Origin of the sequence: Sphingopyxis sp. H073 (assembly GCF_001468395.1) — a bacterium.
In the GTDB taxonomy this organism is placed as follows: domain Bacteria; phylum Pseudomonadota; class Alphaproteobacteria; order Sphingomonadales; family Sphingomonadaceae; genus Sphingopyxis.
Genome location: NZ_LNSG01000003.1, coordinates 211,228 through 227,206, shown reverse-complemented (window position 1 = coordinate 227,206; position 15,979 = coordinate 211,228). Strand labels below are relative to the sequence as shown.

At 65.0% G+C, this 15,979-nt stretch carries 14 protein-coding genes; 4 read left to right on the top strand and 10 right to left on the bottom strand.

Annotated features, from left to right (window positions below; all coding sequences use genetic code 11):
- Positions 1-7: 7 nt before the first annotated feature.
- Genes ATE64_RS06650 through ATE64_RS06640 form a run of 3 tightly spaced genes read left to right on the top strand, consistent with a single transcriptional unit; the run spans position 8 to position 3,035 of the window.
- On the top strand, positions 8-574 hold the full coding sequence (locus tag ATE64_RS06650) for a DOMON-like domain-containing protein (protein ID WP_058453955.1): 567 nt from the start codon (positions 8-10) through the stop codon (positions 572-574).
- Entirely contained in the window at positions 571-1,776 is a 1,206-nt protein-coding gene (locus ATE64_RS06645; RefSeq protein ID WP_058800161.1) for a DUF1343 domain-containing protein, read from the top strand. Before ATE64_RS06650 ends, ATE64_RS06645 begins: the two co-directional genes overlap by 4 nt.
- A gap of 14 nt (positions 1,777-1,790) precedes the next feature.
- Complete coding sequence (locus ATE64_RS06640; protein ID WP_058800163.1) at positions 1,791-3,035, top strand: Xaa-Pro peptidase family protein; 1,245 nt, start codon at positions 1,791-1,793, stop codon at positions 3,033-3,035.
- On the opposite strand, the gene ATE64_RS06635 is transcribed toward ATE64_RS06640, so the two are convergent.
- Complete coding sequence (locus ATE64_RS06635; protein WP_082657615.1) at positions 3,032-3,838, bottom strand: lipid II flippase Amj family protein; 807 nt, start codon at positions 3,836-3,838, stop codon at positions 3,032-3,034. The genes ATE64_RS06640 and ATE64_RS06635 overlap by 4 nt on opposite strands.
- A 133-nt stretch (positions 3,839-3,971) precedes the next feature.
- Entirely contained in the window at positions 3,972-5,150 is a 1,179-nt protein-coding gene (locus tag ATE64_RS06630) for a VWA domain-containing protein (RefSeq protein WP_058454148.1), read from the bottom strand.
- Positions 5,151-5,764: 614 nt separating this feature from the next.
- Between ATE64_RS06630 and ATE64_RS06625 the strand changes: the two genes are divergently transcribed.
- Entirely contained in the window at positions 5,765-7,162 is a 1,398-nt protein-coding gene (locus ATE64_RS06625) for a methyl-accepting chemotaxis protein (RefSeq protein ID WP_058453953.1), read from the top strand.
- Here ATE64_RS06625 and ATE64_RS06620 read toward each other — a convergent pair.
- The 8 genes from ATE64_RS06620 to dnaG all read right to left on the bottom strand — a co-directional run bounded on the left by ATE64_RS06620 (position 7,153) and on the right by dnaG (position 15,939).
- The gene (locus ATE64_RS06620) at positions 7,153-7,578 is read right to left on the bottom strand and encodes a GFA family protein (protein ID WP_058453952.1); all 426 of its coding nucleotides are present in this window, start codon (positions 7,576-7,578) and stop codon (positions 7,153-7,155) included. The two genes, ATE64_RS06625 and ATE64_RS06620, sit on opposite strands and share 10 nt — an antisense overlap.
- Complete coding sequence (locus tag ATE64_RS06615) at positions 7,578-8,423, bottom strand: MoxR family ATPase (protein WP_058453951.1); 846 nt, start codon at positions 8,421-8,423, stop codon at positions 7,578-7,580. The genes ATE64_RS06620 and ATE64_RS06615 overlap by 1 nt, the downstream gene beginning before the upstream one ends.
- Positions 8,424-8,518: 95 nt before the next feature.
- On the bottom strand, positions 8,519-9,190 hold the full coding sequence (locus ATE64_RS06610) for a hypothetical protein (protein ID WP_058453950.1): 672 nt from the start codon (positions 9,188-9,190) through the stop codon (positions 8,519-8,521).
- 265 nt (positions 9,191-9,455) lie between these two features.
- Complete coding sequence (locus ATE64_RS06605) at positions 9,456-9,752, bottom strand: PspC domain-containing protein (RefSeq protein WP_058453949.1); 297 nt, start codon at positions 9,750-9,752, stop codon at positions 9,456-9,458.
- Positions 9,753-10,096: 344 nt separating this feature from the next.
- A complete protein-coding gene (locus tag ATE64_RS06600) occupies positions 10,097-10,864 on the bottom strand; it encodes a glycosyltransferase family 25 protein (protein WP_058453948.1) in 768 nt (255 codons plus the stop codon).
- Positions 10,865-10,891: 27 nt separating this feature from the next.
- Positions 10,892-11,767 (bottom strand): glycosyltransferase family 4 protein, encoded by an 876-nt coding sequence (locus ATE64_RS06595; RefSeq protein ID WP_167541746.1) that lies wholly within the window; start codon positions 11,765-11,767, stop codon positions 10,892-10,894.
- Between the two features lie 229 nt (positions 11,768-11,996).
- A complete protein-coding gene (gene rpoD, locus ATE64_RS06590; protein WP_058453946.1) occupies positions 11,997-14,024 on the bottom strand; it encodes an RNA polymerase sigma factor RpoD in 2,028 nt (675 codons plus the stop codon).
- 37 nt (positions 14,025-14,061) lie between these two features.
- A complete protein-coding gene (dnaG, locus tag ATE64_RS06585; protein ID WP_058453945.1) occupies positions 14,062-15,939 on the bottom strand; it encodes a DNA primase in 1,878 nt (625 codons plus the stop codon).
- Positions 15,940-15,979 lie beyond the last annotated feature (40 nt).

Genomic DNA, 15,979 nt, shown 5'->3' with positions numbered 1-15,979 from the left:
GGGTTGAATGTCGGGCTATTCTAGCGAACGGCGCGAACTGATTTGCCACCCCGACACGCCGGCCCGGGGGGTGCGTTCGATCGCGGTCGAGGTCGACCTGTCGTTCGAGGAGGGCTTTGCGCTGCGCTTCGTCGTCGAGGGAGAGATCGGAGCGATCGTGTTGCCGCAGGGCGAGGGTGAACTGGTGATCGCCGACAGCGGCACCGACGGCCTGTGGCAGGGCACCTGCTTCGAGGCTTTCCTGACCGAGGAGGGGCAGCCCGACTATACGGAGTTCAACTATGCCCCCGACGGCCGATGGGCCTGTTACCAGTTCGACGATTATCGCTCGCTGCTGCGCGCCGACGATCTCGCGCCGTGGATGATGGAGGTCGAGCGCGAGGTCGGCCGCTATGCCCTGCGCGTCGAGCCCGGTATCTTTCCCGACACCGGATCGAAGCTCGCGCTCGCCGCGGTGATCGAGGAAGTCGACGGCACCAAAAGCTACTGGGCGCTCCGGCATCCGCCGGGCAAGCCCGACTTCCATCATCCCGATTGCTTTGCGCTGACGCTTGAGGCACGCGGGCGGGCATGACGACCCTCTTCGGTATAGACCGCCTGCTCGCCGATCCCGCGCTTCGCGCGCCGCTCCAGGGCAAGCGTGTTGCGCTGCTCGCGCATCCCGCCTCGGTCACCGCCGACCTCACCCACAGCGTTGACGCCCTCGTCGCGGCGGGGATCGAGGTCACCGCGGTGTTCGGTCCCCAGCATGGCGTGCGCGGCGACCTTCAGGACAATATGATGGAGTCGCCCGACTTCACCGATCCCACTTACGGCATGCCGGTGTTCAGCCTCTATGGCGAGGTGCGGCGGCCGTCGGGGCAGTCGATGCACACCTTCGACGTCATGCTCGTCGATCTGCAGGATCTCGGCTGCCGTATCTACACCTATGTGACGACCCTGCTCTACGTGCTCGAAGCCGCAGCGCAGCATGGCAAGGCGGTATGGGTGCTCGACCGCCCGAACCCCGCGGGCCGCCCCGCCGAGGGGACGCGGCTGCGCGAAGGCTGGGAAAGCTTCGTCGGCGCCGGGCCGATGGTGATGCGCCATGGGCTGACGATGGGCGAAATGGGGCGCTGGTTCATCCGCCACTTCAACCTCGACGTCGATTATCGCGTGATCGAAATGGAGGGCTGGGAGCCCGAGGGGCCGGGCTTCGGCTGGCCCGCCGAGCGTGTGTGGATCAACCCCAGCCCCAATGCCGCGAACCTCAACATGGCGCGCGCCTATGCTGGCACGGTGATGGTCGAGGGTGCGACGCTGAGCGAGGGCAGGGGGACGACCCGCCCGCTCGAACTGTTCGGCGCGCCCGATATCGATGCCAAGGCGGTGATCGCCGAAATGCGCCGCCTCGCGCCCGAATGGCTCGCTGGCTGCAAGCTGCGCGATATCTGGTTCGAGCCGACCTTTCACAAGCATATGAAGCAGCTCAACAACGGCATTCACATCCATGCCGAGGGTGCGTGGTACGATCATGCGGCGTTCCGGCCGTGGCGCGTGCAGGCGCTGGGGTTCAAGGCGATCCGGTCGCTCTACCCCGACTATCCGATCTGGCGCGGCAAGGATTTCAAATATGAATATACCGACGATGTGCTCGCGATCGACGTGATCAATGGCGGCCCGAGCCTGCGCTTATGGGTCGACGACGCGAGTGCGACGCCGGGCGACCTCGACGCGCTCGCGCTGCCGGATGAGGCGGGGGGGCGCGAAGAAATTTCGGATCTTCTGATCTATTGAAGAAGGGGACGGCGATGCAGAGGCGTCAATTTCTCGGGAAGGCGGCGCTGACCGGGCTGGCAGCGACAATGCCGGTATCGGGGTTCGCCGCCGATACCGCAGGCCTTCCCAACCTTGCCGCAAAGGCCGTCCCGATCGGCAAGGCCGAGCGCATGGCGCGGATCGCCAGGGCGACCGAGTTGATGCGCGCGAACGACATCGGCGCGTTGCTGGTCGAGCCGGGGTCGAGCCTTATCTATTTCACCGGGGTCGAATGGTGGCGGAGCGAGCGGCTGACCGCCGCGGTGCTGACGCGCGAGGGCGAGGTGGCGATCGTCACGCCCTTTTTCGAGGAACCGTCGGTACGCGAGAGCCTGGGCATCGAGGCCGAGGTGCTGATGTGGAACGAGGATGAGAATCCGCTGGCGGCGGTCGCGGCATGGCTGGGCAAGCGCGGGCTCGCCAAGGGCCGGATCGGAGTCGAGGAGACGGTGCGCTATTTCGCCGTGGACGGCCTGCAAAGGGTGATGCCGGGCGCGACCGTCGTCAATGGCGCGCCGGTCGTGCGCGGATGCCGGATGCACAAATCGGCGGCCGAAATCGCGCTGATGCAGATCGCCGCCGACATCACCATCGCCGCCTATCGCCACACGGCGCCGCGGATCGAGGCGGGGATGACACCCGCCGACATCGGCGCGATCATGAAGGCCGCGACGCAGGCGCTCGGCGGGCAGAGCGAATTCGAGCTGATCCTGCTCGGCGAGGCGAGCGCCTATCCGCACGGGTCGGGCAAGCCGCAGGCGGTGAAGGATGGCGAGGTCGTGCTGATGGACTGCGGCGCGACGGTGCACGGCTATCAGTCCGATATTTCGCGGACGTTCGTGTACGGCAAGGCGAACGCGCGCCAGCGGCAGGTGTGGGAGCAGATGCGCAAGGGACAGGATGTCGCCTTCGCCGCGGCGAAGCTCGGCACGCCCGCGGGGGCGGTCGACGACGCGGTGCGCGCCTATTACCAGAATCTCGGCTGGGGACCGGGCTACAAGCTGCCCGGCACTTCGCACCGCACCGGTCATGGCATTGGCCTCGACGGGCACGAACCGGTCAACCTGGTCCATGGCGAGATGACGAAGCTGGCGCCGGGCATGTGCTTCTCGAACGAGCCGGGTATCTACATCCCGGGCGAATTCGGCATCCGCCTCGAAGACTGTTTCTACATGACCGACAACGGCCCGAAATGGTTCAGCGAACCGCCGCCTTCGATCGATCGGCCCTTCGGTTAGACGTGGACCGAGACCCACGCGATCAAGGTCGCGGCCGGGATAAGCAGCGCCTGCGCCAGGATCGTGCCCGCGAGGCGGCTCAGCGAGATGAAGGTGATGGCGCGGCGGAAATCGGCCTCGTCGACCTTCCCCTCGACCGCGTCGTCGGTCATTACCGATAGCTGTGGGTCGATGAACGCGAACAGAAGGATGGTCGCGAAGCCGTTGATCAGCGCCGACAGCTGCGAGGCGGTGACGCGGAATTCGGGGGCGAGATAGCCCGCGTAGAGCGAGGCCACGACGCCGACCGCGATCAGCGATTGCGCGAGGCAGTTGGCGATCAGCACGCCCCAGCCGATCCCCTTCGGCATCTTCCACGCTTTCAGGTGCGACAAGCTGGGAATGGTGAGCGATGCGCGGAGGGTGCGAAGGCCGCTCGGGCTCATCGCCTTCATCGCGAGCTTAGTCGTCGATCGGTTGTTCTGATACCAGCCGATCGCGGCGGCGAACATGCGCTGGCCCGTGGGGACCAGCAGGATGCCGATAAAGGTCGCGACGCTGGCGGCCGCCAGAACCAGTTGCATGTCGACGAACAGCGAGGCGCCGCTGCCCGCGTGGATGCGCGTTTCGATCCGCTTTGCGAGGAACGGACCCAAAAAGCTGTTCGAGGTGCGCGAGAAGAGCACGAGGATGTTGAACAGCGCGAACGACATCGCGATGCGGCGCGTCCGGACGCCGGCGATGCGCGCGGCATAGGCGAGCGCGCCGATCAGGTTGATGAAGCCGGTCAGCAGCAGGATGGTGACGAGGGGGAGGTCGATCATGGCGGGCCTAATAGGGAGGAAGCGGATGTCTCGTCATCGCGAGCGAAGCGAAGCAATCCAGGGCGGTTTACGCGGGCGCTGGATTGCCACGGCGCTTCGCCGCTCGCAATGACGGAAATGGAGTGGTTGGCGCCTAGTGCTTGCGCGTCAGCTCGCGCATCGCATCGTCGAGCCCGGCGAGGGTCAGCGGGTACATGCGGTCGTTCATCAGCTGTTTGATCAACTTCACCGACTGGGTGTAACCCCAATGCGCCTCGGGCACCGGATTGAGCCACACCGCGGCCGGATAGACATGCGTCATGCGCTGGATCCAGACCGCGCCCGACTCCTCGTTGAAATGTTCGACGCTGCCGCCCGGGTGGGTGATCTCATAAGCGCTCATCGACGCATCGCCGACGAAGATCAGCTTATAGTCGTGGCCATATTTGTGGAGGATGTCCCACATCTGGTGGCGCTCGGACCAGCGGCGCTTGTTGTCCTTCCACACGCCTTCGTACGGGCAGTTGTGGAAGTAGAAGAATTCGAGATTCTTGAACTCGGTCGTCGCGGCGCTGAACAATTCTTCGCAGAGCTTGACGAACGGGTCCATCGATCCGCCGACGTCGAGAAACAGCAGCAGCTTGACCGCGTTGCGCCGTTCGGGGCGCATGCGGATGTCGAGCCAGCCCTGCCGCGCGGTCCCGTCGATCGTGCCCGGAATGTCGAGCTCGTCGGCGGCGCCCTCGCGCGCGAATTTGCGCAGGCGGCGGAGCGCGATCTTGATGTTGCGTGTCCCGAGTTCCTTGGTGTTGTCGAGATTCTGGAACTCGCGCTTCTCCCAGACCTTGAGGGCGCGCTTGTGCTTGCTCTCGCCGCCGATGCGGACGCCCTCGGGATTATAGCCCGAATTGCCATAGGGGCTCGTGCCGCCGGTACCGATCCACTTGTTGCCGCCCTGATGGCGCTTCTGCTGTTCCTCGAGCCGCTTCTTCAGCGTCTCCATGATCTCGTCCCAGTCGCCCAGAGACTTGATCGCCTCCATCTCCTCGGGGGTGAGGTATTTCTCGGCGACCGCCTTCAGCCATTCCTCGGGCACATCGACGGGGTTCTGGCCGTAATCGGTGAGCAGACCCTTGAAGACCTTGTTGAAGACCTGATCGAAACGGTCGAGCTGCCCCTCGTCCTTCACATAGATCGAGCGGCTGAGATAATAGAATTGCTCGGGCGTCCGGTCGATCACCTCGCGGTCGAGCGCCTCCAGCAGCAGCAGATGCTCTTTCAGGCTGGCGGGAATGCCCGCGGCCCGAAGTTCGTCGAGAAAGCCCAGAAGCATGAGCGCAGGCGTATCGCGTTCGCGCGGCGCGCGCAATCACTTTACGTGAACGTAAAGCAGATTGCCAAGAGGTGCGGGACGGTTTTGCCGATGACGAGTTTCGACCGGAGGTTGCCGTTTGGTTCCTCCCCGTGGCGAAGCCATGGGGAGGTGGCAGTGCGAAGCGCTGACGGAGGGGCAATTCGCGCGAGGTCGGGGCCCCTCCACCATCGCCTGCGGCGACGGTCCCCCTCCCCATGGCTGCGCCGCAGGGAGGATATTCCTTTCTTCGTCATCCCGGACTGGATCCGGGATCCATCGCGGCGTTGAAGTCGTGGACCCCGGATCAAGTCCGGGGTGACGAATGTCTGGAAACCACCCCAAAGCCGACGCAAATAAAGGCCTTTCCTACATTGTCCGGCCGTGCCAGCCTTCATCCGGCTCTTTCATGTGGTGGATCAACGCGGCAAGGCGGGCGAGAGGCGTTCGGCAATCCCCCGGTCCGAAACGGGCGGCGCACAAGGCTGAACTTTCCTGAACTTTGCCATATCGCGCCGCCGTCGGGAAAGCGTCTTGACCCCGTGTTAACCAATGTTCGGCATAGCTTTGCGATCATTCAGGGACGTGGGTGCGCAATGAAATTCGATCCGATCAATCCGGCCGCGCAGCTGCTCGACCAGTCGGTCGCCAGCGACTGCGGCGAGCTTGCCGTCGGGTGCAGCGACGCGGCGGGGCGCATCAAGCGCGCGACCGACCAGATGGACCGGCAGATCTCCGAGCTCGGCCGGCTCGAGGAATTCGTCGTCAGTCTGGAAAACGACCAGCGCCAGATCGCCGATTCGACCGACGAGGCGAAATTGCTCTCGGCGCGTGCGTGCGAACAGCTCGACACCGGCGCCGAACGCGTCAACGCGGCGGTCAGCGAATTTCGCTCGGTCATCGACCTTGTCGCGCGGCTCGGCACCCACGTCACCAATTTTGCGGCGGTGATGGAGCAGGTGCAGCAGGTCAGCCAGTCGATCGAACAGATTGCCAAGACCACCAATATGCTGGCGCTCAACGCCGCGATCGAGGCAGAGCGCGCAGGCGACGCGGGACGCACCTTTGCGGTCGTCGCCGCCGAGGTGAAGAAGCTCGCGCAGAATACCCGCGGCGCAACCGACGAGATTCGCCGCAGCATCGGCAGCCTCGCCGCCGAGGCGAGCGGGCTCGTCACCGAAATCCAGTCGGGGGTCGAGCAGTCGAGCCGCGCCGAGGCGCAGTTCGAGACGATCACCGAGGCGCTGCACGACGCGACCCACCTTGTCGCATTGCTCGACGATCAGAGCGACCGCATCGCGCAAAGCTCGGCAATGGTCCATGCAAATGGCGCCAAGGTTCGCGAGGCGCTGGACCGCGTCGTCACCTCGGTGCGCGACAACAGCGCGACCCTCGACGGCACGCGCGATTCGATCCTGTCGATGGAGCATGTCTCCAATCGCATGTTCAACGCGGTGATTTCGGCCGGGGTCAGCCCGCAGGACTCGGCGATCGTCGCGCTCGCGGCGCAGGTTCGCGACGAATTCGTCGGGCTTGCCGAACGAGCGATCGAGCGCGGCGAACTCTCGATGGAGCAGCTGTTCGATACCAATTATGTGCGCGTGCCGAACTCGAACCCCGAACGCTTTCGCACCACGCTGTGCGACTGGGCGGATGCCAATTGGCGCCCGCTGTTCGACCGCATCGTCGCCGAGCATCCCGAGATCAAGATGTCGTCGGCGGGCGACATGAACGGCTTCCTGCCGACGCACATCACCGAATGCTCGCGCGCGCCGACGGGCGATCTGGAGCATGATACGGCGCACTGCCGCAACGGCCGCATCCTGTATGACGAAACCGACGCGGCGGCGAAGCGCAGCACGGCGCCCTTCTTCATGACGGTCTATCGCCAGGAAGGCGACGGCATCAATTATCTGACCGTGCGCAACGTCTATATGCCCGCGGTGATCAACGGCCGCCGCTGGGGCGACGTCGAGGTCGCCTATCAGCTCTGAGGGCTGGGCGGCGCAGGTGGCTGCGCTGGGAACTGCTCTAGCGCCGGATCGAGGATCGCCCAGTCGGGCGCTTCGCCTGTCCAGATCGCCGCGGTCGGTTTGAGACCGTGCGGCTGGTCGAGCACGCCCAAGCGCACGACGCGCATCTGCGGCCGCGCCGATGACGCGCTGAACATCGGCGTTCCGCACGCGGCGCAATGCGAGCGGGTGAGGGTGTTGCCGCTGTCGGCGACATAGCTGTCGGACGCCGTGATGCCGTCGGTCATAATGGCATCGGTCGGGAAGATCGCATTGTGCGTGGGCCCTCCCGCCGCGATCTTCTGGCAGTGCTGGCACCAGCATTGGCGTACAGCGAGCGGTTCGCCGTCGATGCGGACTTCGACCGCGCCGCACGCGCAGCGGCCGGTATAGACCATCAGGCGCCTTGGCGCCGCGCCATGAAGGCGAGCTTTTCGAACAGCATCACGTCCTGCTCATTCTTGAGCAGCGCGCCGTGGAGCGGCGGGATCGCCTTGCCGACGTCGCGGTTCTGGAGGACCTCGAGCGGCATATCCTCGGCGAGGAGCAGCTTCAGCCAGTCGATGAGTTCGCTGGTCGAGGGTTTCTTCTTGAGCCCCGGCACGTCGCGGACGTCGTAGAAGATGTCCATCGCGCGGCTGACCAGCGTCTTCTGGATGCCGGGAAAGTGAACCTCGACGATGTCGGCCATCGTGTCGCGGTCGGGGAATTTGATATAGTGGAAGAAACAGCGGCGCAGGAAGGCGTCGGGCAGTTCCTTCTCGTTGTTCGAGGTGATGACGACGATCGGGCGTTCCTTGGCGCTGATCGTCTCGTCGGTCTCGTACACATGGAAGGCCATGCGATCGAGTTCCTGGAGCAGGTCGTTCGGGAATTCGATGTCGGCCTTGTCGATCTCGTCGATCAAGAGGACGGGGAGTTTGGGCGAGGTGAACGCCTCCCACAGCTTGCCCTTCTTGATATAGTTGCGGATGTCGTGAACGCGCTCTTCGCCGAGCTGGCCGTCGCGCAGGCGCGCAACCGCATCATACTCGTACAGGCCCTGCTGGGCCTTCGTGGTCGACTTGATGTTCCAGGTGATCAGCGGCGCGTCGAACGCCTTGGCGATTTCCTCGGCCAGCACGGTCTTGCCGGTGCCGGGTTCGCCCTTCACGAGCAACGGGCGGCGCAGCATCGTCGCGGCGTTGACCGCGACCTTCAGGTCGTCGGTGGCGATATAGGCGCTGGTACCCTCGAAACGCATCGGCTCTTTCCCTTAACGTGAACGTCAAGCGAAATGGCACAGCGGCGCAGGGGGCGCAAGCGAATCTCCCCTCCGTCGGCAGAGGGAGGCGTTGGTCAGCTATGGGCGCGGCTGGCGGCGCGCGCGGCGAGCAGATCCCATAGGCCGCTATGCTGGGCGATCAGCTGCTGCGCGCCGAACGCTATCGCGCGCTCGACCGCGGGGGTTTCGGCAACCTGCGCCGCGACCCGCGCCGTGTCGCGAAGGTCGGGGAGCGTGCAGCGCGGCACCGTCATCTCGAGCCGCTGCGCGCTGATGTCGAGGAGGACGCGGATCGTGCGCCAGTCGAGCGTCAGCGCGATCGCGGCGCCGATGGCGCAGCCCTGGCGGTCCGACTCGGCGAGCATGTCGAGCGCGCGGCGCTGCGCCGCGACGGCGGCTTCGCATTGCGCCTGGCCTTGCGTGCTGGGCACCGGGCCGGCGGCGGCAGCGATCTTCGACAGGAAGGCGCGTTCCTGGGCAAAGGCCTGCGCGGCTTCCTCCATCCATTTGCGCGACGCGGGATCGATCGCCTTGCGCGCGGCGCTGTCGACCACGCCGGGGTAGCGACCGTGGAGCAGCCCGATGAAATGGACGGCATCAGCAAGATTGCGCATCGCTTGCGGGCCGCTCGACAGCGCCCCGGTCCTGATGTGCGGATGCGCGCCGGTGCCCTCGCTGGCGACCAGATTGTCGAGCAGTTCGGCGACGCCGCGCGTTTGCAGCTTGGGCTGGGTCGACTGGCTCAACGCTGGATCCTTGCCTGTGGCGCCGGATCGCTGCCCGACGCGCGTGATTGCAAGACGAGAGCCTTACGCGAACGTCGTAAACGTCCCGTTTATAAGCCAGCTTTCAATTGCATGACGGGCTGTGCCGGATGGGGACAGGATGCACGCAAAGGGACCGGCAAGCACGGGGGAAACTTGCCGGTCCCGATTGCCATGGCGCACATGGACGCCATGCGTTGCGGGTGCGGACGGGGCGGGGAGAGGGGGATGCCCGGTCCGTGTCCCGTCAAGCCGCGAGCGCGAACTCCTCGGTCTTTTCTTCCTTGGCGGCCGCGGGTTCAGCCGCGGTCTGCACCGGCGTTTCGACCGCCGCCGCCTTGTTCGGGAAGAGCAGGCGCGAGGCGAGGACGATGAAACCGAGCGCGAAATAGGCGGCGAAGGTCTGCACCGGGAAGAAGAAGAGCGGCGCGATGAACGCCAGACGCAGATAGAGCGGGTTGAACCCGAAATCCTGGCCCACGGCCTCGCAGATGCCGAAGAAGGTATCGCGGCGGCGGAAGAGATTGGTGGTTTCGGTCTGCATCGTCTTGTCTTTCCCTTTGGCCGCGGCGGAGGGGGAGCCGCGTTCGTACCCACTGCTAAGCAATGCGCGTGCCAATTTATGCATCCCCATGTTTTTTCCGCTTTTTCTTGTCCAAGCGGGTCGGTTGGTCCTGCCTCATGGCAAAGCGATTCCCATTTAATGGGGCTGATTGCCATTCGGTGGCGCAATGCCTTCCGGTTACACCGGTCCCGCCATTGGCGCTATCTGGGAGCAAAATATGAAAAACCGAAGTCGCGCAGCCGCTAATTGTGCGGTGCAGCATTTCTGGTCACGGTGTGCGCAAGCGTGCGCTGTTGAAAGGGCGTCGACGAAAACGCGCAGCCCTATTGTATGCGCCGCCGCAATCGGCGGCCTAGTGCAATCAGATCGCGAACGAGCGGGATTCGGTCTTTCCAGCCAAGCTCGTGGATGTCGGTGCGCGACGGGCGTTGGTGGCCGAGGAAAGGCTTAGCGATCCAGCTCTCGAACGCGGGATTTTCGCGCCGGAACCAGCTGTAGGCGCCATCGACGTGCATCGGGCCGCCCAGCGGCGAGCCCGCCGGACGGTCGAGCATCGCGCGGAGGTAGGACGCCGCGGCACCGATCGCATCGCCGCGAAAGGCGATGAAATGCGCGCCCATCACCGCTGTTTCGGGGACCAGCCTTTCAATCGGCGTCACCGGTCCGTCGGACGACAGATTGAGCGCGCCGCCGAAAAAGACTGACCAGCCGACCCGATCGAGCGCCTCGCGAACCGCGGGCATAAGCGCGTCGAAATCGCGTTCGAAATCGAGATCGTCTTCGAGGATCAGAACTGCTCGCGCGCCGCTTGCCGCAGCCTCTTCCAGGACGGAGAGGTGGCTGTGGAAGCAGCCGCGCGCGCCGGTCGTGGGGAAATCGGCGGCATCTTCGAAGCGGCTGGCGGCGTGGAATGCGACGCGGTCGTTGCCCGCGATGCCGATGCGCCCCAGTTCATCGAGCATCTCGCGCTGCCGATCGGTCCGGTTCGGCAGGTTGATGATGCGGACGGCGCCGAACAGGTCGAGCAGATGACGTCCGGACGACCCGTCCCGCGTCGTCGCCGGTCCTTGCGAAGCCTGATTGTCCGTCATATGTGTCCGGCTCCCGCGACGTTCAGTCTATGGCCCGACGCGCCGTCGGCCGAGTTCGCCCAGCACAATATGCGCGATCTTGCGGCTGAATGCCGCGTTGCTCATCTGGGTGAGCGCGGTCTCGCGGCCTTGGCGGCCGTATCGCTCGCGCAGCGCGGGATCGTCCGCCAACTGCCGGATCGCGTGCTGCAAGGCTTCCGGCTTACCAAAGGGAACCGCAATGCCGTGCACCCGGTCCTGCAGATAATCGCCGATGACCGGCGCGTCGGAAAAGATATGCGGCCGTTCGAGCAGCATGCCGGCGACCGCGGTGATATGGCCCGCGCCGCGATTTCCGTCGTTGAGGATGATCAGGCTGGCTATCGCATTCCGCATGATCCCGAGGCACTGGTCGAACGGAAGCGTCGGAAATGTCCGCAGTTCGGTGTCTCCGGCCGCTTGCAGGTCGCCGCAACCCACGAACACGCCGCCGATGCCGGTCCCCTGCAATCCGACCGCGGCTGCCTCGAAATCGCGATTGTTGCGGCCAATCATGGCCACATAAGGCGTGCGAGGAACCAGGGCCGCGACGTCGTCCGCGACGGGCGGCAGGTCGAAGCCCCAAGGGACGACGGAGAACCTTCGCCGATCCAGGGTGTGTAGCGCCACGAACTGATCGGCTTCGGGAGTGGAGTGAACGACGATCCTGTCCAGCCGCGCGAAGACCCTGTCGACGATCCGGTCGATCGCGGCGTGGCCTGACCGGAAAGGGCGCCGCGAGAGGTTGAACCCGACCGCGATCAGCAAGGCGCGGCTGCGGAGCAACAGCGCCATGACCGCCACTGCGAAGGCCCCCGTATAATCGCTTGCGATAACCGCGTCGAACGAGCGGACATCACGGGTCAGCCACAGCGCGCGCAGCACCTGGCGCGGGCTCGATCCTTCACGAATGACGCGCTGTTCCACCCCGCATCCGCTGTCGGCCAGTAGCGCGCTATAACCCGTCAGCGGATGCCCGACATCGCCGGCATCGCCGATCGAGACGACGAGAATGCGGGAACCGTGGCGCGAATCTCGCGTCGGCGAGGGGGCTTCTGACATGGCAGCGGAACCGCGCGTTCCCCCCATCGTCCGATATCCCCCGGCCTTCGGCTTACTGGTCGAGGAAGCTGCGCATCTTGCGGCTGCGGCTCGGGTGCTTCAGCTTGCGCAGCGCCTTGGCCTCGATCTGGCGGATGCGTTCGCGGGTCACGCTGAACTGCTGGCCGACTTCCTCGAGCGTGTGGTCGGTGTTCATGCCGATACCGAAGCGCATGCGAAGCACGCGCTCCTCACGCGGTGTCAGCGACGCAAGGACGCGGGTCACCGTTTCCTTGAGGTTCGACTGCACCGCGGCGTCGACCGGAATGACGGCGTTCTTGTCCTCGATGAAATCGCCGAGGTGGCTGTCTTCCTCGTCGCCGATCGGCGTTTCGAGGCTGATCGGCTCCTTGGCGATCTTCATCACCTTGCGGACCTTTTCGAGCGGCATCGACAGGCGCTCGGCCATTTCCTCAGGGGTAGGCTCGCGGCCGCTTTCGTGAAGGAACTGGCGGCTGCAGCGGACCAGCTTGTTGATCGTCTCGATCATGTGGACCGGGATGCGGATCGTGCGCGCCTGATCGGCGATCGAGCGGGTGATCGCCTGCCGGATCCACCAGGTCGCATAGGTCGAGAACTTGTAGCCGCGGCGATATTCGAACTTGTCGACCGCCTTCATCAGGCCGATATTGCCTTCCTGAATGAGGTCGAGGAACTGCAGGCCGCGGTTCGTGTACTTCTTCGCGATCGAGATCACGAGACGCAGGTTCGCCTCGACCATCTCCTTCTTGGCGATGCGCGCTTCGCGCTCGCCCTTCTGGACCATGTTCACGACGCGGCGGAATTCGACCAGGCTCATGCCCGCGGCTTGCGCGATTTCGCTGATCTCGACGCGAATGCGGTCGACCGCGCCGGCTTCATTTTCGGCGAAAGCAGCCCATTTCTTGTCGATGCCGCCGACCTGGTCGAGCCAATTCTCTTCGAGCTCGCGCCCGACATAATTGTCGAGGAACGCCTTGCGCGGCACCTTGTGGCGCTCGGCGAGGCGCAGCATCTGGCCGCCCAGCGCGGTCAGGCGCCGGTTGTAGCTGTAGAGCTGGTCGACGAGATATTCGATCTTGGTGCCGTGGAACTGCACGCTCTCGACCTGCGCGGTGAGTTCCTCGCGCAGCTTGTGGTACTTCTTTTCCGACGCCGACGGAAATTCCTCGCCGCCCGACAGCGATTCGAGGCGCGCTTCCTGCAGCTTCTGGAACGCCTTGAAGCTCTTGGTGATGTTCGCGAACTTCTCGAGCGCGTCGGGCTTGAGCAATTCTTCCATCGCCGCGAGGCTCAGCGTGTTGTCCTCGTCGTCCTCCTCGAAGGTCTCGCGCTTGCCCGACGAGCCTTCGCCATCTTCGTCGTCTTCGTCGGCCGAAGGCTCTTCCTCGACCTCATCCTCGTCCTTGAACGAGACGCCGGCGGTCTTTTCGCTGATCTCGCCGTCGTCCTCGGCGCCTTCCTCGTCGAGGTTTTCGGGCGCGGGATCCTTCGACAGCATCGCCTCAAGGTCGACGATCTCGCGCAACTGCATGTCGCCGTTGTTGAGCGCGTTCGACCATTCGATGATCGCGTTGAAGGTGAGGGGGCTTTCGCACAGGCCGAGAATCATCGTGTCGCGGCCCGCCTCGATGCGCTTCGCGATCGCAATTTCGCCCTCGCGGCTGAGCAGCTCGACCGCGCCCATTTCGCGCAGGTACATGCGAACGGGATCGTCGGTGCGATCGACCGTTTCCTTCTTCTTCTCGATGGCGGGCGCGGTCAGCGAACCCGAGTTCGAGGTGACGTCGATATCGTCGTCGGCCTCCTGCTCGGCCTCTTCCTGCACATCTTCGTCGCTCTCGACGATGTTGATGCCCATGTCGCTGATCGCCGACATGATGTCCTCGATCTGCTCGGACGACATCTCGTCCTGCGGCAGCGCCGCATTGAGCTCGTCATAGGTCAGGTAACCGCGCTTCTTGCCGCGCGCGATCAGCTTTTTGACGTCGGCCTCGTTTAGGTCGATCAGCGGGCCGTCGGTGTCGGTATCGGTGTCGGCTGCGGTGTTCTTGGTGGCCATCAATTCTTCCTGCCTTGGGGCATCTGTAAAATGGTCGTCACTGGTTCGTGCTGTCGGACAGCGCGGCCAGGCGGCGGGTCAGTTCCTCATCCATGGCGCGCAGTTTTTGCTGACGCGCCAGGCCTTCGTCGTCCATCGTGCGCTGGAAATCCGCGGTCGCCTCGGCAAGCCGGGCGCGGATTTCGGGCTGGGTGACCAGCACGCCGATATATTCGTCAAGATCACGCAGCGCGATTTCGCGTGCTGCATCAACCTCTTCGCCTTCGAGCCTGCGATTGAATGAGAAGTGCATTCCGTCGGCTCTGAGCAATGTCATCGCCCTATTATACACTTTCATTGGCTCCAATATGGCAAGCAACCCCTCGCAATCAAGCCCTTCTTGGCCATTTGCGATGTCAAGCATTGCGCGGAGCAGTTCGGCGTCGCCGGAATCGGGGATGGGGAGGCGAAACAGCTCGTCCTCGTGCCGGCGAAGCGCCTCCGGATAGCGGAGCAATCCGCCGAGCAACGCCGCGGCGAGCGGCCCGGCGATGCCGCTCTGGCTGAGCGTGCGCGTCTCCTCGCCGGGCGGCTGAAGGCGAGGGTCGGGCTGGAAGCGGCGGCCGCCGCGCTGGGGTTGCGGCGCCCAGGGCACGCGGGGGCCGCGGTCGGGCTGCTTGCGGGCGAAGAGCGCGTCGAGCTTTTCGCGGAACGCCTCGCGATAATGGTGGCGGACGTCGGCGTCCTGAATCGCGTCGGCATGGGCGAGCAGCCGGGTCTTGAGCGCCGCGCGCTCCTCGGGCGTCGCGAGCGGCCCTGCCGCGACTTCGTGCGCCCAGAGGCGTTCAACGAGCGGTTGGGCTTCCTCCAGAATATCGACAAAACCGGCCGATCCGCGCGCCCGGACGAGATCGTCCGGATCCTGCCCCGCGGGCAAGGTCGCGAAGGCGAGGCTGAAGCCCGGACGGAGCAGGGGCAGGGCGCGCATCGCCGCGCGCATCGCTGCTTTCTGCCCCGCACTGTCGCCATCGAAGCAGAGCACCGGCACCGGTACCATCCGCCAGATCATCCCGAGCTGGTTCTCGGTGAGCGCGGTGCCGAGCGGCGCGACGGCATCGGCGATCCCCGCCTCGGCGAGCGCGATGACGTCCATATAGCCTTCGACGACGATGATCCGGTTCGTCTGGCGCGACGCGGGGCTTGCCTTGTCGAGATTGTAGAGCGTGCGCCCCTTGTCGAAGAGCGGGGTGTCGGGCGAGTTCAGATATTTGGGCTCGCCGTCGCCGAGGATGCGCCCGCCAAACGCGATCACCCGCCCGCGCGCATCGCGGATCGGGATCATCAGGCGGCCGCGGAAGCGGTCGTAGGGCTCCTTGTCGTCGACGGCGATCAGCATCCCCGATTCGACGAGCATCGCGGTCGGAAATTTCTTGAGCGCTTCCTTCAGCGCCGAGCGGCTGTCGGGGGCAAGGCCGAAGCCGAAAGCCTTGCGCGTTGCCTCCGAAATGCCGCGCTTCGCCAGATAGTCGCGCGCTGGAGCGCCGTTGCTGCTCGCGAGCTGCGCGGTGAACCAGTCGGCCGCGGCCTGTACGACGTCGCGGAGGCTAGCCTGCTCCTCGGCCTTCTTCGCGGCGCGCGGGTCGGCGGCCGGGACTTCCATGCCGGCCTCGGCGGCCAGTTCCTTGACCGCGTCCATGAAGCTGAGGCCGCGCTGGTCGGTCATCCAGCGGATCGCATCGCCGTGCGCGCTGCAGCCGAAGCAGTGGTAGAAGCCCTTTTCATCGTTGATCGTGAAGCTGGGTGTCTTTTCGTTATGGAAGGGACAGCAGGCCTTATACTCGCGCCCGGCACGCGTGACCTTCACGGTGCGGCCGATGAGGGTCGACAGCGTGATGCGCGAGCGCAGTTCGTCCAGCCATTGCGGGGTGAGGGTCATATCTTCGATATGCCTCTGCCTGCATCCGCCCGCAAGCAGG

Excerpts from the sequence above, each read along its gene's own strand:
- ATE64_RS06625 (WP_058453953.1), top strand. The coding sequence starts at position 5,765 with ATGAAATTCGATCCGATCAATCCGGCCGCGCAGCTGCTCGACCAGTCG.
- ATE64_RS06605 (WP_058453949.1), bottom strand. The coding sequence starts at position 9,752 with ATGCAGACCGAAACCACCAATCTCTTCCGCCGCCGCGATACCTTCTTC.
- ATE64_RS06600 (WP_058453948.1), bottom strand. The coding sequence starts at position 10,864 with ATGACGGACAATCAGGCTTCGCAAGGACCGGCGACGACGCGGGACGGG.
- ATE64_RS06635 (WP_082657615.1), bottom strand. The coding sequence starts at position 3,838 with ATGATCGACCTCCCCCTCGTCACCATCCTGCTGCTGACCGGCTTCATC.
- ATE64_RS06615 (WP_058453951.1), bottom strand. The coding sequence starts at position 8,423 with ATGCGTTTCGAGGGTACCAGCGCCTATATCGCCACCGACGACCTGAAG.
- ATE64_RS06630 (WP_058454148.1), bottom strand. The coding sequence starts at position 5,150 with ATGCTTCTGGGCTTTCTCGACGAACTTCGGGCCGCGGGCATTCCCGCC.
- rpoD (WP_058453946.1), bottom strand. The coding sequence starts at position 14,024 with ATGGCCACCAAGAACACCGCAGCCGACACCGATACCGACACCGACGGC.
- dnaG (WP_058453945.1), bottom strand. The coding sequence starts at position 15,939 with ATGACCCTCACCCCGCAATGGCTGGACGAACTGCGCTCGCGCATCACG.
- ATE64_RS06640 (WP_058800163.1), top strand. The coding sequence starts at position 1,791 with ATGCAGAGGCGTCAATTTCTCGGGAAGGCGGCGCTGACCGGGCTGGCA.
- ATE64_RS06650 (WP_058453955.1), top strand. The coding sequence starts at position 8 with ATGTCGGGCTATTCTAGCGAACGGCGCGAACTGATTTGCCACCCCGAC.
- ATE64_RS06645 (WP_058800161.1), top strand. The coding sequence starts at position 571 with ATGACGACCCTCTTCGGTATAGACCGCCTGCTCGCCGATCCCGCGCTT.
- ATE64_RS06620 (WP_058453952.1), bottom strand. The coding sequence starts at position 7,578 with ATGGTCTATACCGGCCGCTGCGCGTGCGGCGCGGTCGAAGTCCGCATC.